The sequence below is a fragment of the Mesosutterella faecium genome, from assembly GCF_022809315.2.
GTDB lineage: Bacteria > Pseudomonadota > Gammaproteobacteria > Burkholderiales > Burkholderiaceae_F > Mesosutterella > Mesosutterella faecium.
The window spans coordinates 2185341-2207830 of sequence record NZ_JAKZJU020000001.1 but is presented as its reverse complement, the minus strand read 5'-3'; the positions used below and the strand labels follow the sequence as shown (position 1 = coordinate 2207830).

Sequence of the window (22490 nt, the reverse complement as noted above, 5' to 3'; positions counted from 1 at the left end):
GCCCCGGAGGGGCCGGAAATAGGATTAAACCCTGTTTTCATGAGATTTTTGTGCCATGAGCCTTTTCTGGGCTTATAGTTCACTTTTTTCACAAAAATCATCCATTCGAATGGGAGGCATTAATCCAAATGGCCGTGCAATTCAGTTCTGTCCTTCTTTCCGCTCTGACCCCCGTCACGCTGATTTCCGGAGTAGGCCTTCTCCTGCTGTCCATGACGAACCGCTACAGCCACGCCACGAACCGCATCCGCGAGCTGCTGCGCGAGAAGGCGAGCCAGTCGGACAAGCTGATCGACCCGGAGCTGGACGCCTCGATCGAACTGATCTACAAGCGGGCCTGGTACCTGCGCCGCGCGATGCTGTGCATGGCGGTGTCGGTCACCTTCAGCGCCTGCATCGTGCTCTGCAACGTGCTTGACGCGCTCTTCGGAATCCGGCTTGACGTGCCCGAGTCGGTGCTGCTGCTGTGCGGCATGGCGCTCACGGTGGTGTCGATGATTTACTTCGTGCTCGAGATCAGCACCTCGCTGCACGCCCTGGGGCTCACCGTGCACCCGCGCGTGCATAAGGAAAACTAAGCCGCAGAAGCGGGGCGGACCGGATTTTCACTCCATCCGGCCCTCTGCGCCTTGCGCCGTCCCGGCGGGTCTTTCCCGCCTGCGCCTGAAATCCCGGCAGAGGCCGTTTCCCGGCTTTGCCGGGATTTTTTTACGCTCCGGGCCGCCTCATGTCCCCCGTTTTTCCTGGTCTTTCCCCGCCCCCGGGCTTTTCAGGCAGGAGCAGTGCTCTTTCCGGGCAGGGCTCCGAATACAGGATCGCGGGGCGGTGCTCGAAGGGGCGCGGACGAGGCGGCCGGCGTCAGGGGGTAAAGCCGGCGGCGGGGCCCTTCAGTTCGTTTCCTCGTACTGGAAGGCGTCCCGATAGAAAGTCCACTCGTGGACGAAGCCCCGGAAATTCCTCGGAATGAAGACTTTGTTCGCCCCGATGCGGGCGGCCGGGTCGCCAGAAATGTCGGAGGCCCCGAAGGACCAGGTCTTGCCGTCGCGGATGCGGTAGACCGTGACCGCAAGCCCGTTCATGCCGTCCGGCGCCCAGGTGCGGCCTGCGAGTACGATTTCGTCCGCGCCGTCCCCGTCGAAGTCGTACTGCCCGAGCGCGTAGTCCTCGCGCCCATTGGTCTGATCGGCCATGTCTTTTTCGGAGAACATCGGCCGGAAGTCCGCGGGGATCCCGATCCTCCTGTTGTTCTCATCGATGTAGTAGGCGACTTCCACCGTCCGGTCGAAGTACATCGAGACCTTGAAGCGGCGGCCGTCGCTGTAGTTGAGCTGCAGCCCCGGGGCGTCCTTGAAACGGTAGGTGACGCAGCGCTTCAGCCCCTTCACGAAGCAGGGCGGGGCTTTCTTTGCGGCGGCCTCACGGGGCAGGGCGGCGCCTCCCGCGATGCGCTCGTAGGCGGCGCGGGAGCTCTGGTACCAGCTGCGCACGCAGGCCGGATCCGCACACTGCTCGCGCCGCTTCCAGTTTTCCTCCACGAACCGGCGGAACTGCTTCGAATTCCCGGTTTTCTCCTTTGCCGCGTCGTAGACGCGGGCGAGATCGTCGTCCGCGGCGGAAAGCTGCGGGTCCGAGCAGATGAGCTTTTCTGAATAGGACCGGGCTTTTGCGCAGTTGAAGCTCGCGGCCGAGGCGGCAGAGGCCCCGAGCGCGATCGCAAGAGCGAAGGCTGCCAATGTTTTTTGCATGTTGTTCCTGATTCCGCGGGCGCTCTTTTCCGCGCCGCGGCCTCGTTTAAAAAATCAAAAGGCGGCGCCGGGGCCCCGCTTCTGGGGGGACATCCCTCCGCCGCCCGGGCTTTAAGCCTTTACTTCCTGCGGGCGCAGGACTCTTCGGTGAAGGGGTTGGCGTTGCCCTGCAGGGCCTTGATGCGCTTCGCCCTCAGGCACTCCCAGTCGTCGGCCGGGTATTTCTTGTCCCAGACGTCCATCAGGCGGCGCTGCTGGTCGCTCATCCGGAACTGCGGGTAGGCCGCCGCCATGTATTTGTAGGTCCTTGCGGCAAGCCCCTTCGCCCAGTCCGGCGGCTCGGCCCGGCGGTCCTCGATCTTCATCGGGCAGGTCCCGAAGGTCGCGGGCGTGTCAGCGGCGAACTGCGTGTAGGGAAAATTGCTCCTCATCGCGTTCACGGCCCCGATCGCGGGGTAGAGGTTGTAGTAGTCGGCCTGCATCAGGCGGTATTCGCGGCTCGCGAGGTTCGCGCAGCGCCGCCCCTTGAAGGCTCCCTTCGAGTTCTGGCAGAGCGGGTCGCCGTTTCTCCAGGCCTCGAACGCGCGCCCGAAGTTCTCGGCCGGGACGATGTGCTCCCACTCGAGCCGGTTCGCGCGGCCCTCGTGCGTCGGGGTCGTGAAGCCTTTCGGCAGCGTGATGTTCTTGCGCTCGTCAAACGAGGCGCGGCAGTAAAAGGTCACGCGGTGGTCGTAGAAGACTTTCTCGAGCAGGGTCTTCTTGGCGTGCGCGAAGCTTTCGTCGGTCGTGTTGCCGGGGATCGCGGCGAAGGCGCCGGAGGCGGCGAGGCAGAGGGCCGGAAGCAGCAAAAGGGTGGCTTTCAAGGCGGATTCTCCAAATGACGATGAGTTGTTTGTTGACGCTGGGCATCGACGCCCTCAAGCGTACTCCCGAAGCGGGGCGCCGGGCGAAAGCCGCCCCTCTGGCTTTTCCCTTTAAACGCGCACTTTCATCCCGAAAATGAAAGGTGGGCACCTCCCGATTTCATACTGCTCTTAAAACTTTGGCAGACGAAAACCTTTCATGCTGTTTTCCCGGTAGTTCTGTAAAAAGCGAGTCTTCCCCTGCCCTCCAGTTCCAGGAGCTTGTCTTCGCGCATCGCCTGCAGCGTTCTATAAGCCTTCTGACTGGAAATGTGCAGCAGCTCAATCACGTCATTTTTGGTGACGGCGCCTCCCTGCCGCCTGGCGAGCTCCAGAATCATTTCAGGAAAACGAACGGAGTCGATGCCTTTCTGCCTTATATATTCTTTTGTTTTGCCGGCGTTTGAATAGGCCTTTTGCCCCAGCATCAGCATTCTGGATTTGCCGCGCCCGATTTCCTCAATCAGTCCCTGCTCGATGAGATTTTCAATCAGCGGCTGCAGCCGGTGCCGGGGAATATGGGTCTTTGCCGCCAGTTCTCCGCCGCTCAGTTTCCGCCCCGCATAAACTGCGGAGAGGACTAAAAGCGCGTTAATGGCCAGGGGATGCCCGATTTTCTCCTGCTCGTCCATGAGCAGGCGGATAAATCGAATGTCCGCTTTCGCCCGAGGGATGAAAAGGACCACGTTTTTTGAAGTCGATTCCGAATAATCCGGCCATGGCCGCCCTAAGGTGATTGATCCTTCGAAAATGCGGTCTATCCCGCGTCCTGTCCTTTCCGCGAGCCCGATCCTTTTCAAGGCATCGTAAAGCGACGGGTTTCTTCCGGAGGGCTCTGCGGTCAGCAGATTGTTGATTGTGATTCCCTCAATAAAGCCGCCCGGGCTGCTGATCGTTAAGCCTTCGTCGTCAATCTGAACGCGGACCGATCCAAGCATGGAATAGTCGCGATGGGCGACTGCATTGATCAGGCCCTCGCGGAAAGCTGCTTTGGAAAACTCCGGAATCGGGATCCTGTAGGGTCCGTAATCAAATTCTTTCTCAGGATTCCAGGCCTTCATGTACTCCATGAACAGCTCAACCAGCTCGACCGCCGGTTTGGTGAAGGTTTCATTGATTAAAACCTTCGTACCCTGCAGGACCTGAAAGCCGGCTGCAGCAGTAGGCACGAAGCGCTGAAGGCTCGCCTCCTTGCCGGCCAGCAGAAGACCGGTCAGGGTCGGATATATTTTGTCGCCCACGCGGGCGGTAAGCCGCAGAGCCTGGGCGAGCTCCTCGTCAGTGAGACCAAGCAGCTGCTGGTCGCCGTGCTGGTTTTCAATCGCGGCGCGAAGACGAACCATCTGATTCGGATCCAGATCATCAGGGGAACCCTCCTGGATCGGCTGGGCAGAAAAATCGAGCTTTCGAAGATCAGAAAGCCTCGTATAAATCTCATACGGGTACATGGGGATGACTTCAGGCGATCCGTCTGCCTTAAGCCTTCGCTTTAAAATTTTCCCTGAGACCGTAGCCACGACCGAAAAGCTTTTGGGAATGTGAACGGCCATGACCTGAAGCCCCTTGATGCTCACGATTTCCGCGCGCACTGACAGCGACGGGCGGGTTCGGGTGCCGATCAGAGCGGCAAGGCCGACAGGGTCGCGGTGATGCTCCCCTACGCCGGTGGGCCGGCCGTCCTCCTCGACACCAAGGTAGAGCGTTCCTCCTTCAGTGTTGGCCATCCCGACTGCTTCCTCGACCAGTTCATCATCGGGATAGCCTCCGCCTTTCTTTCCCCTGTCGCTCTTGAATTCAACAAGCAGGGATTCGCGCTCCGGCAACTCCTGTTCTGTCATAAAAACATCCTTGCTTTTCAGGCATTCCAATGCAATTCAATTGCATTCAATTCATCAAAACTGTATTTGATGTCAATTTTAATTGATCTGATCAATTCAAAATTGCATAAATGTTCGTATTGATGAGTTGATGATGAGTTTATGATGAGTTGAATTACATTGAATTGAAAATTTCAAAGGCGAAAAATATATCTTTAATATATTGAATATTAAAAGATAATTATTGAATAAGAGGGTATGGAAATTCTTGTGGGCGCCCCCTTTAGGTTAATCGAAGAAAGGTGCGATCCTGTCTCCGAACTCAATGGTTAATTCTCGCATGGCAGTTTTCCAATAAGGTGATGGCCTCACCCATCTCCTCTCCACCTTTCGGATCGCCAGGTAAAGCAGCTTCAGCGCAGCGGTCTCGCTTGGGAAAGAAGCTCTTGTCTTGACAACCTTTCGCAGGTCCCGGTTCAAGCTTTCAATGGCGTTGGTGGTGTAGATCAACCGCCTGACGGCGGGTGAGAACTCAAAGAAAGGAATCACGCGATCCCATGCGTCCAGCCAGATTTTTTCGATGTAGGAATATTTTTTCCCAAGTTCCGACTGGGCAAAATCGTTCAGCGCCTGACGTGCTTCCTCGGCGTTGACAGCACGGTAAACAGGCTTCAGCGCAGCAACAACCGCCTTGTAATCCTTGTAGTTGACCATTTTGAGGCTGTTGCGGATCAAATGGACGATGCAGGTCTGCAGCATCGTTTTCGGAAAAGCCGTCTCCAAAGCCTCCTGCATCCCTTTAAGCCCGTCCGTGACGGCGATAAGAATGTCGTTGACGCCTCGATTCTTCAGCTCGTTAAAGACTTTAAGCCAGTATTTGGCACTTTCATTTTCGGCCATCCAAAGACCCAGGACATCCTTCTTTCCATCGGTATCCACGCCCAGGGCGATATGGACTGCCCGGGGAGTGACCACCCCGTTTTCGCCCCTTGTCTTGATCCTGATGGCGTCAAAGAAAATCACCGGATAGACAGGGCTGAGAGGACGGTCCTGCCATTTCTGAAGCTCGGGAAGTATGGCGTCGGTCACATCGCTGATGAACTCGGCGCTGGTTTCCATCCCATATTCGTCGTAAAGATAGCCCTGGATTTCCCGTGTCGTCAGGCCTCGGGCATAAAGGGCCAAAATTTTTTCGTCGAACCCATCCAGCGTCCTTTTGTGCTTCGGAACAATCCGGGGTGTGAAGCGGCCTTTGCGGTCCCGGGGTACGTCCACATGGATGGTTCCAAGCTTGGGAGACTTCAGGGTTTTGGAGCTGTGGCCATTGCGCTCATTGTCACCCGGACGTGCCTGGCCCTTTTCATAACCCAGATGATGGGTCATTTCGCCCTCCAGCATTTTCGTCAGCAGCCGCCCCAGCAGGTGGGCCATGAAATCATCCGCTTCCCCGGAGGATTTGATTTCCCGGCCGGACTTCTTCAGGTCTTCCAGAATCTGTTCCGCGAGTTTGTCAAAAGGATCAGGTGTGCGTCTCATATTTAGGCTCTCCAAGAAGCATTATCTCAGAGCGCCCACAAAATTCTTTACACCCTCTTGAATAACAAGAGCGTTGGACGGCCATCGCAGCAAAGTGAATTGAAATGCATTGAAGTGAAACGTTGAAATGATCCCGGCGCTCCGGCCCGGGATCCTGACAGCGCAGGGCAAAGGCCTGTTGCTCTGCGAAGAACCGTCTGAATGAAAGATATCACTTAAGAAGTAATTAATAACCCTTGGCATGGAAAACTTCGCATAACCATTTGCGGTTAAAATCCCTAACCCTCAAGGATTTGGCCGGGCAGGCGGGAGCGCCGCCGGGATCCATCCTTCGCATTGAATTTCGAACGGAAAACTTCAGCTTTCTTTTCTCAGTCTTTCATGTACAGAATCGCACTCTACGGCAAGGGCGGAATCGGCAAGTCCACCACAGTGAGCAACCTCTCGGCGGCGTTTGCGAAAAAGGGCCTCTCGGTCCTGCAGATCGGCTGCGACCCGAAGGCGGACAGCACCATCTATCACAACGGCGGGCGCAGGATTGAAAGCGTGCTCGACGCGCTTCGCCGCCGGCCGAACGGGCGCGTCGCCTTCGAGGACATCGTGCACCGCGCCCCCAACGGCGTCTGGTGCGTCGAGGCGGGCGGCCCCTCGCCCGGAACGGGGTGCGCGGGCCGCGGCATCGTGGCCGCCTTTGAAGCGCTCACCGCCGCGCACGCCTTCGAGCGGATCAGGCCGGAAGTTGTGCTCTACGACGTGCTGGGCGATGTGGTCTGCGGGGGCTTTGCGATGCCGATCCGGAAGGGCTACGCGGACAACGTCTTCATCGTCACCTCGGGCGAGAACATGGCGATCTACGCCGCGGGCTGCATCGCGCAGGCCGTCGAGAACTTCAAAAACCGCGGCTACGCGCGGCTTTCGGGCATCATCCTCAACCGCCGCCTCGTCGAGGACGAGGACCGGAAGGTGGACGAGCTCGCGCGCACCGTGGGCTCGCGCGTGATCTACCGGCTGCCGCGCTCGGGCGACGTGCAGGAGGCCGAGCGGCGGCAGGGGACCGTGGTCGACTGCCTGCCGGACTCGCCGATGGCAAAGGAGTTCGAGCGGTTGTCGGAAGCGGTGCTTGCCGCCTCCTCCAGGGCGCGCGACGAGCTCTTCGTCCCGATCCGCGCGGGCGACTTCATTTAAAGGGAGGGCAGCTCAGCCATGCCACTGCTCACGCGGGCCGCGCGCCCCGACCCCGTCCTTTCGATCGGCGAGGCCGCCTTTCCCGCGCCGTTTTCCCCGGCGCTCGAGTACAGCGCCCCGGCCCGGGGCCCCTGGACCATCATGCACCTGGGGCTTCTCGTGCCCGAGACCCACATCGTCTTCGTCTGCGCCGAGGCCTGCCTGAGGGGCGTGGTCCTGAGCGCGGCCGAGGTCCGGGCGCTCGACCGCTTCTCCACGATCACGATCGAGGACAGCAACCTGCTCGAAGGCAACACCGAGGAGGTCCTGATCGAGGGCGTGGGCGACATCCTGAAGAAAATTGCCTACAGGCCGCGGGCCGTGATCGTCTACACGAGCTGCGTGCACGAATTCATCGGCACCGACCTCACGTTCACCTTCGAGCGGCTGCGGGCCCTGCACCCCGGAATCGACTTCACCGACGGCTACATGACGCCGATCCTGCGCAAAAGGATTTCGCCCGACGCCTGCAACCGGCGCCAGATCTACACGCTGCTGCGGCGCCGCGAAGACCTGGACGAGGGCGTCACGGTTTACGGCGACGTGGTGCCGCCCACGGCCGACTCCGACCTCGCGCGGATCGTGCGCGCTTCGGGCCGTCCCTTCCGGACGATCACGGCCGCGCGCACCTACGGCGAGTACCAGGAGCTCGCGCGCTCAAAGCGCGCGATCGCCGTGAACCCGGTCGCGGGCCCGATGCTCGACTGGGCCAGGCAGCGCCTGGGACAGGAGACCTCCATGTTCTCCTGCGGCTTCGGGCTCGAGGAAAACCGCCGGATGCTCGCCGGCTTCGCGCGGGAGCTTGGCGCCACCTTCGACCCGGCCCCGGCCGAGGAGCGGCTCGAAAAGTCGCTGCGGCTTACCCGCGCGGCGGTCGGCGGCGCCCCGGTCGCACTCGACTACACGGCCGCCACCCGGCCGCTCTCGCTCGCCCGGTTCCTGCTCGAGTCGGGCTTCAACGTGACGGACCTCTACTGCGACGCCTTCCAGGCCTCGGAGAAGGGCGACTTCGAGTGGCTTCAGGCGAGGCGCCCGGAGCTTCGGGTGCACCCGACCGTGCACCCGGGGATGGTCTTTGCTGCGCCGCGCCGCGCGGCCCCGGAGCGCCCCGTGCTCGCGATCGGTCAGAAGGCCGCCTTCTTCACCGGCACCGACCGTTTCGTCAACATGATCGAAGGCGGCGGGATGGACGGGATTTCGGGCATGGCGCGGATGCTGGAGCTCATGGCGGAGGCCTTCAGGACGCCGCGCAGCGCGCGCGACCTGATCCAGGTGAAGGCGCTCGGCTGCACAAGGAACGGTTGCTTATGAAACAGGCCAACGCTTTTCTCCCGGTCTACGCGGCCGACAACTCCTCCATGTGCTCGGCGCTCTACGAGCTCGGGGGGCTGCTCGTCATGCACGACGCCTCGGGCTGCAACTCCACCTACAGCACGCACGACGAGCCGCGCTGGTACGACACGCCCTCGATGGTCTACATCTCGGGGCTCACCGAGGTCGACGCGGTGCTCGGCAACGAGCAGCGGCTGATCGGGGACGTCGCCTCGGCCGCGCGCGACTACCGCCCGAAGTTCATCGCACTCGCGGGCACCCCGATCCCGATGATGTGCGGCTGCGACTACGAGGGCATCGCCCGCGAGATCGAGCAGCGCACCGGCATCCCCTCCTTCGGCATCGACACGAACGGGACGAAGGACTACGTGGAGGGCGCGGGCAAGGCCTTCTGGCACCTCGCGGACCGCTTCTGCCTTAAAGGGCCGGGGAGCGGGCCCGGCGCAAAGCCCCGGGTGAACGTCCTGGGGGTGACGCCGCTGGACTTCGAGTACCGGCACACCTCGGCCGACCTGCGCGGGGAGCTCGAGCGCGAGGGCTTTGAAGTGCTCTCGGTCTGGGCGATGGGCTCGAGCCTCGAGGAGATCGGGCGCTCGGGCGCGGCCGACGCGAATCTCGTCGTCTCGGGCTGCGGGCTGCCCGCCGCGAAGCTCCTCCTGAGGCGCTTCGGGACGCCCTTTGTCGTGGGCGCGCCCGTCGGCCGCTTCATGACCGACCTCGTCTGCCGGAAGCTGCGTGAGGCGGCCTCGGGCGGCGGCTGTGCGAACCTCGCCTGCGGGGTGCGCGGCAACATCGAAGAGGACTCGAAGCCCGCTTACGTCGTGGGCGAGCCCGTCGTGAGCGCCGCGGTCCGCGCGAGCCTCGTGCGCGACCACGGGCTGAAGAACGTGCGCGTGCTCACGTCGCTCACCTGCGACCCGGCGCTGCTCGGACCGGGGGACGCCGCGGGCTGCACGGAGGACGACTACCTGAGGCTGCTCCCGCAGGCGGCCCTTGTCGTGGCCGACCCCGTCTACCGGATGGTCTTAAGGGGCGGGTCGCCGCGCTTCGTCGACCTGCCGCACCAGGCTTTTTCGGGCCGCATCTGGCTCGACTCGATGCCGCGCCTCGCGGGAGGCCGCTTCAACCGGTGGTTTGACGGGGCGGAGAGCCGGGAGCCGCTTCTGCCCTGGCAGGCTTCATGACTAAAGAAAAGGATGAATGAAATGAAACGTCAGCTCCTTGTGAAAACGCTGGCCGCGGCCGCGGCGGTTCTTGCCGCCTTCTCCGCCTCGGCGCGCGTCGTGGTCGACCATCTGGACAGGAAGGTCGAGGTGCCGGACCACGTGAACCGCGTCGTGATCACCAACATCTTCCCCTTCGCCTCGGTCACCGCCGTGTTCCTCGGGGGCGCCGACAAGATCGCCGGCATGAGCAAAGTCTCGATGTTGGCCGCGGAAAACGGCCTTTTGGGCGAGATCTACCCGAAAATCAAGAAAGTCCCGACCAATTTCATGAACGGCAGCACGGTGAACGTCGAGTCGCTCATGAAGCTCAGGCCCGACGTGGTCTTCGTGAACGCGGGCGACGCGAAGACGCTCAAGATGCTGGACAACGCAGGGATCCCGGCCCTTGCGGTGAGCGTGAACCGCTGGAACTACAACGTGCTCGACACCTACGAGGCCTGGATCAAGCTCCTGGACGAAGTCTTTCCCGGGCAGGCGAAGAAGGAGAAGGCCGCGAGGATCAGCCGCTCGGTGGCCTCGATGGTCTCCAGGCGCGTCGCCTCGATCCCGGCCTCGCAGCGCCGCAGGCTGCTTTTCCTTTTCCAGTATGACGACCGCAAGATCGTGACGAGCGGACGGCGCTTCTTCGGCCAGTACTGGGCGGACGCGGTCGGGGCTCAGAACGTCGCCTCGGGCGTGAAGGCCGAAAACGCCAACGCGCAGATCAACATGGAGCAGGTCTACCGCTGGAACCCGGACACGGTCCTCATCACGAACTTCACGAACACCGTCCCCGCGGACCTCTACGGGAGCAAATTCCACGACTGGTCGAAGGTGAAGGCCGTGCAGGAGCGGCGCGTCTACAAGATGCCGCTCGGGCTCTACCGCGGCTACACGCCCTCGGCCGACACGCCGATGACGCTGCTCTGGCTCGCAAAGACCGTCTACCCCGAGCGCTTCCGGGACGTGAACCTCAACGCCGAGGTGAAGAAGTACTACAGGGAGCTCTTCAACATCCGCCTCACCGACCGGCAGGTCGAGTCGATCTTCAGGCCGAAGAGCAACGTGGCCGAGGGCCGCATCACCTCGCCGGCCGCGCGCGGGCGCTGACGGAGGCCGGGCCGTGAGCAGGCAGAACTGGATCATGGGGGCGGCGGGCTTTCTTCTCGCGCTTCTTTTTCTCGCGTCGCTCGGCTGCGGGCGCTACGGGCTGTCGATCCCCGAGGTGGCCAGAACGCTCGCCTGCCCGCTCACCGGGGACCCCGGAGTCACCGGCGTCATGAAGTCGGTGGTGCTCAACGTGCGGCTGCCGCGGGTGCTGCTCGCGGTGGCGGCGGGCGCGGGGCTCGCGGTGGCGGGGGCGGCCTTCCAGGCGCTCTTTTCCAACCCGCTTGCCACTCCCGACACGCTGGGGGTCGCGAGCGGCTCGGCCTTCGGGGCGGTGCTGGGGATCCTGCTCGGGCTCGGGGGCGTCGCGATCCAGGTGATCTCGTTCTTCTCGGGGCTTGCGGCCGTAGCCCTCGTCTGGGCCGTGAGCCGCGTGCGCGGCCGAAGCTCGATCCTGATGCTGATCCTCTCGGGCCTCATCGTGGGGGCGATGTTTTCCGCGCTCATCTCGCTCGTGAAGTACCTCGCCGACCCCCAGGACGTGCTGCCCTCGATCACCTACTGGATCATGGGGACCTTCACCGGGGCGAACATGCAGACCCTCATGCTGGGGCTGCCCTTCATCGCCGCGGGCTCGGCGCTCATCTGGCTGCTGCGCTGGAGGCTCAACGCGCTGTCGCTTCCCGACGACGAGGTCCGCTCGCTGGGGATCCCCGCGGGGAGGCTGCGGGCGCTCGTCATCGTGAGCGGCACCATGATCACCGCGAGCGTCGTGAGCATGTGCGGGCTGATCGGCTGGGTGGGGCTTCTCATCCCGCACTTCGCGAGGCTCCTGCTTGGCAACAGCAACGAGCGGGTGGTGCCCGCGTCGCTGCTTTTCGGCGCGCTTTTCGTGCTCGCCGCGGACACGGCCGCGAGGTCGGCGGCCGAAATCGAGTTCCCGGTGTCCATTCTCACCGCGCTCATCGGCGCGCCGGTCTTCATCGCGCTGCTGCGCCGCACGGGCAGCTCGCTCGGCTGAGGCGGGCAAAGGAGCCGGAAAAAATGATTCTTGAGGTGAAGAACGGCGCTTTCTCCTATCCCGGGGGAAAAAGGGTGCTCGAGGGCGTGAGCTTCACGTTCGACTGCCGCGGCATCATGAGCGTGCTCGGGCGCAACGGCGCGGGCAAGACCACGCTGCTGCGCTGCATGCTGGGGCTGCAGCGCTGGAGCTCGGGCGGCACCTACATCGACGGGGTCGAGGCCTCGAGCCTCTCCCCGCGGCGCTTCTGGTCGAGGATCGGCTACGTGCCGCAGGCCCGGTCGCTCCCCTTCGTGTACACGGTGGGGGAGCTCGCGCTCCTCGGCCGCAGCGCGAGGATCGGGGACTTTTCCCGCCCGGGCCCCCGCGACCGCGAGATCGCGCGCGAAGCGCTCGAGGCGGTGGGGATCGCGCACCTCGCCGACAAGCTCTGCAGCCGGATTTCGGGCGGCGAGTACCAGCTCGCGCTCGTCGCCCGGGCGCTCGCCGCGCGCCCCGAGGTGCTGGTGCTCGACGAGCCCGAGAGCAACCTCGACTTCAAGAACCAGCTGCGGGTGCTTCGCGTGCTGCAGCGGCTCTCCGAAGAGCGCGGGATCGGCTCCATCATCAACACGCACTTCCCCTCGCACGCGCTCGAGATCAGCTCGCAGTCGCTTCTCATGCTGCCCGGGCGCCCCCCGCTTTTCGGGCCCGCCCCCGGGGTGCTCACCGAGCAGAACCTCTCCGAGAGCTTCGGCGTGCGCGTGAGGATCATCCCGCTCGACCTTCCCGAGCGCCCGAAGTACGCCTGCGTGGTGCCGGTCGCCTGAGCGGCCCCGGGGGCGTCCCCTCGAGCGGCGGAAATTGGACTATAGTCCCACTGTCTCAGGGCTGGTGGTTTGTTTTTCTTTGTGCGGGAGGCTGCCATGGCGGTGGGCTGGGCTCAGGACGGCGCGGTGCAGGACCAGATCGAGGATTCGCTCAACGACGAGATCGCCCGGGCGAGGGAGAACCTTCACCGGGGCGAGAGCCTGCGCTACTGCGAGGAGTGCGGCGAGGAGATCCCGGAGGCCCGGCGCCGGGCGCTGCCCGGCGTGCGGCTCTGTGTGCGCTGCCAGGAGAAGGCCGACAAGCTTCAGCATCCGGCGCATCTCTACAACCGCCGCGGCAGCAAGGACAGCCAGCTGCGCTAGGCCCTAGGTTTTTCTTTCCATTTTTCTGCTTGAAGCCTGAGGGCCCCCGGCCGGGAGCCTTCCGGTTTTTTCGGTTCGTTTTCTTATGGATACTGTTGCTCAGGGCAGGACGGGCCTGCGCGCGTGGCTGCCGCTTGCCGCGATGGCCTGCTCGGTCTTTGCCTTCAACTCTTCGGAGTTCATGCCGATCGGGCTGCTCTCCGACATCGCCTCGGACTTTGGCATCGCAACCTCGAAGGCGGGGCTGCTGATCACGTTCTACGCCTGGGTGGTGTGCGTGATGTCGGTGCCGCTCATGGTGCTCTGCTCGCGCATGGAGTACAGAAAGCTGCTTGCCGCCACGGTGGCGCTTTTTGCCGTGAGCCACGTTGCCTCGGCTCTTTCCACCGGCTACTGGATGCTGATGGCAAGCCGCGTGGGCGTGGCCTGCGCGCACTCGGTCTTCTGGGCGATCGCGCCGCCGGTAGCGGTGAAGGTCGCCCCCGAGGGGCGGCGCGCGACGGCGCTCTCGGTCATCGCCGCGAGCACCTCGGTCGCGCTGATTGCCGGGCTGCCGCTCGGGCGCACGATCGGGCTCGTGCTCGGGTGGCGCTGCACGTTCGGTGCGGTCGCGGCGGTCGCCTTCCTCATTCTCGCCTTCATCCTGCGGGAGTTCCCGCGCGTGCCCAACACGAGCTACGTGGCGCCCGAGAAGATCCCGGGGATCCTCCGGATGCCGGTGCTGGTCGCGATCTTCGCGGTGACCGCGCTCACGGTGACCGCGCAGTTCTGCGGCTACAGCTACATCGAGCCCTTCCTCACGAGGACCGCGCACCTGTCGGAGTCCGCCGTCACCTGGGTGCTGATGCTCTACGGGGCGGCGGGCATCGCCTCGAGCGTGCTTTACTCGCGGCTTTACGACGGAAACCGCATGGCCTTCAGGCGCTTTGCGATCCTGGGGATCGCCTCATCGCTGCTGCTCCTCTACCCGGCCTCGTTCTGCGCGCCCGCGGAGGTGGCGCTGTGCGCCTTCTGGGGCATGGCGGTGATGGTCTTCAACCTCGTCTTCCAGTCGCTCATCATCGAGGAGGCGCCTCCCGCCGCGGTCACGATCGCGATGTCGGCCTACTCCGGGATCTACAACCTGGGGATCGGCTCGGGAGCCTTCATCGGAGGCCGGGTCGAGCAGGCCTCCTCGGTCGCCTGGGTGGGGTTCTGCGGGGGGCTGGTCGCGCTGCTAGCGGCCTGGGTCTTCTTCAGGAAGCTCGCCCCGAGGCTTCACGGCTGAAGAGGGCCCGCCCCGGGACAAAGCTTTTGTCAGCGGCCGGCCGCGCCGCCCAGGATTCCGCGCCTCACCGCAAGGTCGGAGAGCGCCTCCTCGGCCCGGGCCGCGCGGCCCATCTTCTCAATCTCCGCCGGGCAGGGCAGCGCGCGCTCGAGCCTGCCCGCCTTCCAGCGGTAGCAGTCCACGCGGTCTCCGCCCTGCATGGCCGCGGCGCCCCAGGCGCCTATCGCGAAGCCCTTTTTGCCAAAGCCATCGTAGGATTCCACGAGGTCGAACCGGTCTCCTCCGAAGAGGTCGCGCCCGTCCTTGAGCTCCGGGCGGATCCCGAGCGCGAGCGAGTCGAGCGTGGGGAAGAGGTCGCGGTGCCCCGTCCATCGCGAGGTGTCCGCGCGGCGCTCGAGCCCGCGCATTTCCTGCGGCAGCCAGAAGAGGAGCGGAACGCCGTTCTGCGCCCGGTTTTCCACCCCTGCGGCGTTGTATCTGAGCCGCACATTGTGGTCGCCGGTCGCGGCGATCAGGGCGGGGCGCCCTCCCGTGCGGCCCCGCACGCGGGCGACGAAGCGTCCGAGCTCGCTGCAGGCGTACTGGTAAGTCCGAAGGACGGCGGTTCTCAGTTCAGTTCTCGTGTCCGTGATGAAGGACGGCAGCGCCGCGCTTTCGACCGGGTTCACATGAACGCCGTCAGGGACGCGGTGGGGGCCGTGGTTGGTGGCCGAGAGCATGAACAAAAAGAGCTTTTCGCCCTTTTGGTCCGCTTCGGCGATCCGCTCCTCGGCCGCCTTGAACATCCAGGCGTCGCCGATCCCCCAGGTGAGGGACTCGGCCTGCGGGTAGCGGCGCTTGAGCTCCGAGGCCCCGATGATCTCGTCGAACCCCTGGAGCGGGAAGTTCACGTCGATCTGCCGCCAGCTCTCGGGCCCGGCCGTGAGAAAGACCGTCCGGTAGCCCGCCTTCTTATAGGCGAGGACGCGTGAAAACGGGAAGGTCTTCCGCCCGAAGCGGCTCTGCGTGATGGGGGTCTCCGGCGTGTCAAAGAGCAGCCCCTCGAGCGAGTTGAAGGTGCCGATGCCGATGCTCACGCCGTTTTTGAAGACGACCGCGCCCGGCAGCTGCGCGGCGAGCTCGCCCAACGTGTCGTTTATCCCCGGGCGGTGGCTTTCGAAGAGATCGCGCCCCATCGACTCCATAAGCGCGACGATCACATGGGGCTGCACGGCGGGCGCGGAAGCGGCGGGCGGGACGGACGGCCGCACCGCCCGGAGCGCCTCGAGCGCCTCGGATTCGCTCCCGAACCCCATCGAGCGCAGCGTCTCGGCTTCACCCCCGCGGATGTCCAGGATCTTGTGGTTTTTATAGGCTTCGTGGAGGGCCGCCGCGCCGTTCGGGACCGTTTCGTTCACGAAGGCGACGGGAGAAACCGAGAAGGCGAGGTGGTTGAGCGGAAAGACGCCGAGGCTGCCGCGGATCGCAAGCGCGAGAAGCAGCGTCCCGCCGAGGGCCTGCAGGGCAAAGGACAGGCGGGACGGCTCGGGCCGCCGGGAAGCCGGAAAGAGCCCCGAGGCCGCGAAGGGCAGCGCGGCAAGCAGCGCGAGGACGAGAAGGTAGAGCCCCACCGGCCAGTCCTTCCAGATCGTCTTCACAATGGCCGCGGTGTCGTCCTGCACGAACCCGAAGATGATCGCGCTGATCGGCGTGCCGTAAAAGCCGTAGAAGCCGAAGTTCACGAGGTCGAGCGCGACCATCGCGGCGAAGGCCGCAAGGGCGAGCCAGCAGGCCGCGCGCCAGAGCCGGGGCGCGGCCCGCGAGGCGAGCAGGCAGATCCAGGCCGGCACGAGCCCGACCGCGAGCCACTTGAGGTCAAATCTCAGCCCGACGCCCAGCGCGGGCAGGAGCTCGCGCAGCGCAAGCGCGCCCGGCCGGTAGGCGAGGAAAAACGCAATCCGCAGGGCGGAGAGGACCGCGAGGCTGAGGGCGAGGAACGCCGCCGCACGGCCGAGCCGCCCGTACCAGCCGATGGATTCGGGTTTCATTTTTAGCTTCAGGACTCCTCTTCATAAAAAAACAAAAAAACAAAAGGGAGGGAGCTCTCGCTCCCTCCCGGGGGGCTAAAAGGGCGGCCCGCTTCAGGGGCCGCCTTCAGCGCCGCTTTTAGTGGAGCAGCCCGCTGAACCAGGCGAGGAAGACCCCGAGGAAGCCGAAGAGGAAGATGAGCCCGGCCCATCCCCAGACCTTCAGCACCTGGCCGTAGCGCCATTCCTTGGGCAGGAAGTTCCCCGTCATCAGGTGGAAGTTCACCGCGGCGAGGATCGGCGTCGTGCAGAAGGCGCAGATCATGGCGAACTTGAGCAGCGCGATCATCTCGTTTTTGAAGAAGAAGATGAGGGCGAGGCCCGCGAGGAACTCGAAAGCGATCCAGAAGTTCATGCCGGGGCGGTAGTCCCCGTTGGGATTGCCCTTGAGGTAGAGCTGCGCCACGGCGCACACGCGCGCATAGCCGTCCATCACGGTCACGGTCGAGCCCCAGATGCAGGCAAACGCCATGAGGCTCATGAAGGGGATGGACCAGCGCCCGATCGAGGCGGCGTAGAGGTCGATCAGCTGGCTCGTGAAGCCGCCGCCCTGCATGATCGGCTTCTGGTAGGCGCCGAACATCACGAGGGCCCCCAGCACGCAGAACACCGCGGCGAGCAGCGCGGTCACGATGAAGCCCGTGTTGAAGTCGAAGAACGCGCCGGCGCGCGACACCGGCATGAGCGACTTCTGGCGGCGGATCCAGGACGACTGGATGAGCGTGATGTCAAGCGGGCAGGGCATCCAGCCGGTGAGCATCACGAGAAAGCCCAGGCCCGCGAGGTTCCAGGGCGAGACCGCGGGGCGCGAGGAGGCGGCCGCGAGGTAGGAGACCCCGTCGCCGTTCACCGAGCAGAGCAGGATCGCCACGGCGAGCACCGTCACGAAGGAGAGCAGCGCCACGAGCAGCTTCGAGACCTCGGAGAGCAGCTTGAAGCGCCCGATCATGATCACCGCGGCGCAGCTCACCATCACGAGGACGGAGCACACCGGCATCGGGATCACCGGGAACATGTAGTGCAGGATGCCCGCCGAGAAGACGCAGCAGGCCGCCGTGCTCGTGAAGCCCCCGTAGGCCATCAGCGCCCAGACGAGCCAGACCCAGCCGCGGCCGAGCTTCGCGTAGCCCGCGATGAGCTCGTCGCCGGTCGCCATGGTCCAGGTGGGGCCGGCGCGGAAGAACGGGTACTTCATGAAGTTGATGAGGAGGATGAAGCCCACGAGCGCGAAGCCGAAGAGGGCTCCGGCCTGCGTGGAGGAGACGAGGTGCGAGCCGCCGATCGCGGCCGAGGCCGCCATGATGCCGGGGCCGAGCGTCCTCACGAGTTCTCTGAAGGAGATGGGGTTGATGTTTTCCAGGTGTTGTTGTTGAGGCATTTCTTCAGCCTTTTGTCTTTTTTTATGAGGGGGATTGTCAGATTCTAGGTTTTTTTAGAAAATGTTTCAAAATGAAACAGCCCGGAGCTTTAAAGGAGTGCCGGCGGGGGCGGCCGGCCCCCTGGCTTCCGCGGCCGGCAGGGAGGGTAAAAAATGCAGGTGAGCCTTCGCGCGGGCGGCGTCACGGTGAGGCTTTGGGCGGACGAGCCCCTGGAAGCGCCCGCGCTCGTTGTCGTGAACGAATACGAGGACGACGGCGGCGCCCTTTTCGAAGCCTGCCGGAAGGCGCGCTGCCGGGACTTTGCGCTCGCCTCGGTGACGGGCCTTTTCTGGAACCGGGACCTCTCGCCCTGGAGCGAGGACCTGCCGGGGCTGGGCGGGGGCTTCGCCGGGGGCGCGGCCGCCTACCTCGGGCGGCTCACCTCGGAGATCCTCCCGGCCCTCGAGGCGGCGCTGCCCGGGGCTCCTTCGCGCCGGATCCTCGCCGGCTACTCGATGGCGGGTCTTTTCGCGCTCTGGGCGGGCTGCCGCGCGGGCCCCTTCCGCCGCTTCGTCTCCTGCTCGGGGTCGCTCTGGTACCCGGGCTTTGCGGAGCGCTTCGCCGCGGCTGCGCCCGATCCCGCGCCCGAGGCGGTCTATCTGTCGCTGGGGCAGCGCGAGCCCCGGGCGCGAAGCCCCCTCATGGCGCGCGTGGGCGAGGCGACCGAAGCGGTTTACGAGAGCCTGCGGCGCCGCGGGATCCGCTCGGCCTTCGAGTGGAACCCGGGCGGGCACTTCACCGACCCCTGCGGGCGGCTCGCCCGGGGGATCGCCTGGGCGCTCGAGCCTCCCTCCGCCTAGGGCGTCCAGCCGATGACGCGGGCGGGGGCCCCGTCCGAGCCCTCGAATTTAAGCGGCAGCGCCGCGCAGGAGAGAAGCCCCGCGGGCGCGGCGGAAAGGCCGCAGAGGTTTTCAATCACCAGCGTCCGTCCGGTCCCGAGCACGATCCGGTGGAGCCTGAGGGAAGCGTCTTCGGCCGGGTCGATCCCGGGCGTGTCAAAGCCGAGCGCCTTCTTGCCCTTGTCCGCCGCCCACCGGGCGGCCCCGGCGGAGAGCACCGGGTAAGCCTCGAAGTAGCTCTCCTGTCCCCAGAAGCGCTCCCAGCCCGTGCGGAAGAACAGGAACTCGGCCGCGCGGGCAGCCGCGTTCTCCTCGAGAAAAGAGGCGGGAATTTCCGAGTCCGGCGCAAAGCCCGTGGCGTCGAGCACGGCAAGGCTCCCCGCGAACTGCGAGGCGGGGAAGGATTCGAGCGCCGCCCCGCCGGGAAAGACGTGGGCGGGGGCGTCGATGTGGGTGCCGGTGTGCGAGGTGAGAAGGAGCTGCGTCTCGCGAAAGCCCTCGCCCTCGATCCGGGCGATCGCCTGAAGGCTAGGCTGCGGGGTTCCGGGGAAAAGGGGCATGCCCGGGCGGATCGTCCGGGTGAAGTCAAGGGCCGTCATGGCGCTGTCCTGCTGCATTTGCAGATTGAAAGGCAAAAGGGGTGTCCTCCCGCAGTCTAATATAGGCGGAAACGTCGCTCGCTCCCCTTTTCCGGAGTCCCCTTGAAGGGCCCCCCATTGAGGGCAGGAAGCGCACGGTTCTTGTTTTCGGAGCAGGGGGAGGCGGCATGGAACAGACTGGAGGCCGCGGAGAGCCCGCGGCCATCGAAGTGCGGGGCGCGAGAGTCCACAACCTGAAGGGCGTGGACGTCGACGTGCCGCTGCACGGCATCACGGCAATTGCAGGGGTCTCGGGCTCGGGGAAATCATCGCTTGCGCTCGGAGTGCTCTACGCCGAGGGCTCGAGGCGCTACCTGGAGGCCCTTTCCACCTACACGCGGCGGCGCCTGTCGCAGGCGCAGGCCGCCGAGGTCGACGAGGTGCGCTACGTGCCCGCGGCGCTTGCGCTGCGGCAGCGCCCCGGCATCGCCGGCGTGAGAAGCACCTTCGGAACCGCCACCGAGCTGCTCAACGTCCTGCGGCTCATGTTCTCGAGGCTCGCGAGCCACCGCTGCCCGAACGGGCACTACGTGCCGCCCTCGATCAGCGTCGCGCTCGGCCGGGAGCTCGTCTGCCCGGTCTGCGGCGCGCATTTCCACGGGCCCTCGGCCGAGGAGCTCGCCTTCAACAGCGCCGGGGCCTGCCGGAGGTGCGGCGGAACCGGCATCGTGCGCACGGTCGACGAGTCGACGCTCGTGCCCGACGAGAGCCTGTCAATCGATCAGGGCGCGGTGCTGCCCTGGCAGACCCTCATGTGGTCGCTCATGAAGGACATCGCGCGCTCAATGGGCGTGCGGACCGACGTGCCGTTTCGCGAGCTCACCGCGCGCGAGCGCGACATCGTCTTCAACGGCCCGGCGGTGAAGAAGAACATCTTCTACCAGAACAAGACCACAGGAGCCGCGGGCGACATGAACTTCACCTACTTCAATGCGAAGTACACGGTGGAAAACGCCCTCGCGCGCGTGAAGGACGAAAAGGGGATGAAGCGGGTGGAGCGCTTTCTCAAGGAGTCGGTCTGCCCGGACTGCGGCGGCACGAGGCTTTCGGAGGCCGCCCGGGCGCCCCGGATCCTGGGGATTTCGCTCGATGAGGCCTGCGCGATGCCGCTCGAGGAGCTCGAGGCCTGGTGCTCCCGCGTGCCGGACAGCCTCCCGCCGGACATGCGGGCGATGGCGCAGTCCATCTGCGGGTCGTTTCATGACGCCGCGGGGCGGCTTCTCGAGCTCGGGCTCGGGTATCTCGCGCTGGATCGCGCCGCCTCGACCCTGTCCAACGGCGAGCGGCAGCGCATGGCGCTCGCCCGCGCGGTGCGAAACCGCACGACCGGGGTGCTCTACGTGCTCGACGAGCCCTCGATCGGGCTTCATCCTGCGAACCTCGAGGGGCTCGCGGGCGTGATGGAGTACCTGGTCGCGGACGGCAACTCGGTCGTCCTCGTGGACCACGACCTGCAGGTGCTGAAGCGGGCGGACTGGATGATCGAGATGGGGCCCGGCGCGGGGAAGAACGGCGGCCGGGTGATCGCCTGCGGAACGCCCGCCGATCTCGCCCGCAGCCCCCGCTCCGTGATCGGCCCCTTTCTGTCGGGCCGCGAGTCGGTGCGGGTGCGGCAGCCCGTTTCCAGGGACGAGATCTTTGCTCTCGGGCGGATTCATCTTGAGACCGGGCCGGTCCACACCGTGCGCCCCCTCAAAGTCGACTTCCCGAAAGGCAGGCTCACGGCGGTGACCGGGGTCTCGGGCTCGGGCAAGACCACGCTCGTGCTCGAAAGCCTCGCGCCGGCCCTGCGGGCGGCGGCCTCAGGCGCTGCGCTCCCGCCCCACGTCCTCCGCGTCGAGCCCTGCGGGATCGCGCAGGTGAAGCTGATCGACGCGACCCCGATCGGGGTGAACGTGCGCTCGACGGTGGCCACCTACGCCGGGGTCCACGACGAGCTGCGGCGGCTGTTCGCCCGCACGCCCGAGGCGAAGAAGCGGGGGCTTCGGGCCGGGGCCTTCTCCTACAACACCGGGAGCCTGCGCTGCCCGGGCTGCGACGGCACGGGCACGGTGAGCCTTGACGTCCAGTTCCTGCCCGACGTGCAGATCGACTGCCCCGAGTGCCGGGGCTCGCGCTACGCGCCGCAGGCCTCGGAGATCCTCTGGACGAACGGAAGCGGGCAGTCCTTTTCGATGCCGCAGCTCATGGCGATGAGCGTGGACGAGGCGATCGAGGCCCTCGCGGAGGTGCCGCTTGCAGCGCGGCGGCTTCAGACCCTGCACGAGCTGGGGCTCGGGTACCTGACGCTTGGCGAGCAGACCCCGGGGCTTTCCGGCGGCGAGGCCCAGAGGCTCAAGCTCGCGGGCGAGGCGGGCCGCGCCCAGGCCGATTCGCTTTTCATCTTCGACGAGCCCACGATCGGGCTGCATCCGAAGGACGTGCGCTCGCTCCTTTCGGTGTTCGAGCGGCTCATCGCCTCCGGGGCGACGCTCGTCGTGATCGAGCACGACCTCGACCTCATCGCGAACGCCAACTACATCGTCGACATGGGGCCGGGAGGCGGCGACAGGGGCGGGCGGATCGTCGCCGCGGGCACGGCCGAAGACCTGCGTCGCTGCCCGGAAAGCGCCACCGGCCGGTACCTCTGAGCGGGACGCGGGGCCCGCACCGGGCCTTGAGATATGATGGGCAGTGCGCAAGAAGGGGGAAGCGTCATGGATATCAAGAAAGACAACCAGATGTACATGCAGATCGCCCACATCGCGGCCGAGCGCAGCTACGCTCGCCGGCTCAAGGTGGGCTGCGTGATCGTGAAGAACCACTCCATCATCTCCTTTGGCTGGAACGGGATGCCCACCGGCTACGACAACTGCTGCGAGGACGAGATCGACGGCAAGCTCGTCACCAAGCCCGAGGTCCAGCACGCCGAGCTCAACGCGATTGCGAAGCTCGCCTACAACGGCTACTCCTCCAACGGGGCGAGCATCTACATCACCCACAGCCCCTGCATCAACTGCGCGCTGCTCATCCAGAAGTGCGGCATCTGCGCGGTCTACTACCACCAGATCTACCGAGACGACCGCGGCATTCAGTTCCTCAGGAAGGCGGGAATCCGGGTGGAGCAGCTCTAGAAAAAGAAAAAAGCCCCTTGCCCGGGGCTTCAGGCAGGGTTCATATTAAATATGTATTATTTGTGCATATTTAACGAGCTTCCTTTGC

The 22490-nt window shown here is 64.9% G+C and carries 19 protein-coding genes; 12 read left to right on the top strand and 7 right to left on the bottom strand.

Going from position 1 to position 22490, the window contains the following annotated elements:
- The first annotated feature begins 128 nt into the window (after positions 1-128).
- Positions 129-578, top strand: coding sequence for a DUF2721 domain-containing protein (locus tag MUN46_RS09870; protein WP_243376749.1), 450 nt, complete (start codon positions 129-131; stop codon positions 576-578).
- Between the two features lie 309 nt (positions 579-887).
- On the opposite strand, the gene MUN46_RS09865 is transcribed toward MUN46_RS09870, so the two are convergent.
- From MUN46_RS09865 to MUN46_RS09850, 4 genes are all read right to left on the bottom strand, one after another.
- On the bottom strand, positions 888-1745 hold the full coding sequence (locus MUN46_RS09865; RefSeq protein ID WP_243376750.1) for a lysozyme inhibitor LprI family protein: 858 nt from the start codon (positions 1743-1745) through the stop codon (positions 888-890).
- A gap of 119 nt (positions 1746-1864) precedes the next feature.
- A complete protein-coding gene (locus MUN46_RS09860) occupies positions 1865-2608 on the bottom strand; it encodes an endonuclease (RefSeq protein ID WP_243376751.1) in 744 nt (247 codons plus the stop codon).
- Positions 2609-2805: 197 nt separating this feature from the next.
- Entirely contained in the window at positions 2806-4485 is a 1680-nt protein-coding gene (locus MUN46_RS09855) for an ATP-binding protein (protein ID WP_243376752.1), read from the bottom strand.
- Positions 4486-4752: 267 nt separating this feature from the next.
- Positions 4753-6000, bottom strand: coding sequence for an IS256 family transposase (locus MUN46_RS09850; RefSeq protein WP_285230521.1), 1248 nt, complete (start codon positions 5998-6000; stop codon positions 4753-4755).
- 381 nt (positions 6001-6381) lie between these two features.
- Here MUN46_RS09850 and MUN46_RS09845 point away from each other — a divergent pair, with 381 nt between their 5' ends.
- The 8 genes from MUN46_RS09845 to MUN46_RS09810 all read left to right on the top strand — a co-directional run bounded on the left by MUN46_RS09845 (position 6382) and on the right by MUN46_RS09810 (position 14328).
- Positions 6382-7185: a nitrogenase iron protein NifH gene (locus MUN46_RS09845; RefSeq protein ID WP_243377049.1), complete on the top strand. Its 804-nt coding sequence runs from the start codon at positions 6382-6384 to the stop codon at positions 7183-7185.
- A gap of 18 nt (positions 7186-7203) precedes the next feature.
- The gene (locus MUN46_RS09840; RefSeq protein WP_243377048.1) at positions 7204-8535 is read left to right on the top strand and encodes a nitrogenase component 1 family protein; all 1332 of its coding nucleotides are present in this window, start codon (positions 7204-7206) and stop codon (positions 8533-8535) included.
- A complete protein-coding gene (locus tag MUN46_RS09835; RefSeq protein WP_243377047.1) occupies positions 8532-9740 on the top strand; it encodes a nitrogenase component 1 in 1209 nt (402 codons plus the stop codon). The genes MUN46_RS09840 and MUN46_RS09835 overlap by 4 nt, the downstream gene beginning before the upstream one ends.
- A 21-nt stretch (positions 9741-9761) precedes the next feature.
- The gene (locus tag MUN46_RS09830) at positions 9762-10871 is read left to right on the top strand and encodes an ABC transporter substrate-binding protein (protein ID WP_243377046.1); all 1110 of its coding nucleotides are present in this window, start codon (positions 9762-9764) and stop codon (positions 10869-10871) included.
- 13 nt (positions 10872-10884) lie between these two features.
- Positions 10885-11889, top strand: coding sequence for a FecCD family ABC transporter permease (locus MUN46_RS09825; RefSeq protein WP_243377045.1), 1005 nt, complete (start codon positions 10885-10887; stop codon positions 11887-11889).
- Positions 11890-11912: 23 nt separating this feature from the next.
- Positions 11913-12698: an ABC transporter ATP-binding protein gene (locus MUN46_RS09820; protein ID WP_243377044.1), complete on the top strand. Its 786-nt coding sequence runs from the start codon at positions 11913-11915 to the stop codon at positions 12696-12698.
- 81 nt (positions 12699-12779) lie between these two features.
- Positions 12780-13061 carry a DksA/TraR family C4-type zinc finger protein gene (locus MUN46_RS09815; protein ID WP_285230610.1) on the top strand — a complete coding sequence of 94 codons (282 nt, stop codon included), beginning with the start codon at positions 12780-12782 and terminating at the stop codon, positions 13059-13061.
- A gap of 85 nt (positions 13062-13146) precedes the next feature.
- The gene (locus tag MUN46_RS09810) at positions 13147-14328 is read left to right on the top strand and encodes a sugar transporter (protein ID WP_243377042.1); all 1182 of its coding nucleotides are present in this window, start codon (positions 13147-13149) and stop codon (positions 14326-14328) included.
- A 29-nt stretch (positions 14329-14357) separates the two neighbouring features.
- On the opposite strand, the gene MUN46_RS09805 is transcribed toward MUN46_RS09810, so the two are convergent.
- Positions 14358-16355 (bottom strand): LTA synthase family protein, encoded by a 1998-nt coding sequence (locus MUN46_RS09805; protein WP_243377041.1) that lies wholly within the window; start codon positions 16353-16355, stop codon positions 14358-14360.
- A 118-nt stretch (positions 16356-16473) separates the two neighbouring features.
- Positions 16474-17772: an NRAMP family divalent metal transporter gene (locus tag MUN46_RS09800; protein ID WP_243377040.1), complete on the bottom strand. Its 1299-nt coding sequence runs from the start codon at positions 17770-17772 to the stop codon at positions 16474-16476.
- Between the two features lie 153 nt (positions 17773-17925).
- Here MUN46_RS09800 and MUN46_RS09795 point away from each other — a divergent pair, with 153 nt between their 5' ends.
- A complete protein-coding gene (locus tag MUN46_RS09795; protein ID WP_243377039.1) occupies positions 17926-18612 on the top strand; it encodes an alpha/beta hydrolase-fold protein in 687 nt (228 codons plus the stop codon).
- Here MUN46_RS09795 and MUN46_RS09790 read toward each other — a convergent pair.
- On the bottom strand, positions 18609-19268 hold the full coding sequence (locus MUN46_RS09790) for a cyclase family protein (RefSeq protein ID WP_285230609.1): 660 nt from the start codon (positions 19266-19268) through the stop codon (positions 18609-18611). The two genes, MUN46_RS09795 and MUN46_RS09790, sit on opposite strands and share 4 nt — an antisense overlap.
- A gap of 149 nt (positions 19269-19417) precedes the next feature.
- Between MUN46_RS09790 and MUN46_RS09785 the strand changes: the two genes are divergently transcribed.
- Together MUN46_RS09785 and MUN46_RS09780 are read left to right on the top strand one after the other, a co-directional pair.
- Positions 19418-21919, top strand: a complete 2502-nt coding sequence (locus MUN46_RS09785) for an excinuclease ABC subunit UvrA (protein WP_243377037.1) — start codon at positions 19418-19420, stop codon at positions 21917-21919.
- Positions 21920-21985: 66 nt separating this feature from the next.
- Positions 21986-22402, top strand: coding sequence for a deoxycytidylate deaminase (locus tag MUN46_RS09780; protein ID WP_237979225.1), 417 nt, complete (start codon positions 21986-21988; stop codon positions 22400-22402).
- Positions 22403-22490: the final 88 nt, after the last annotated feature.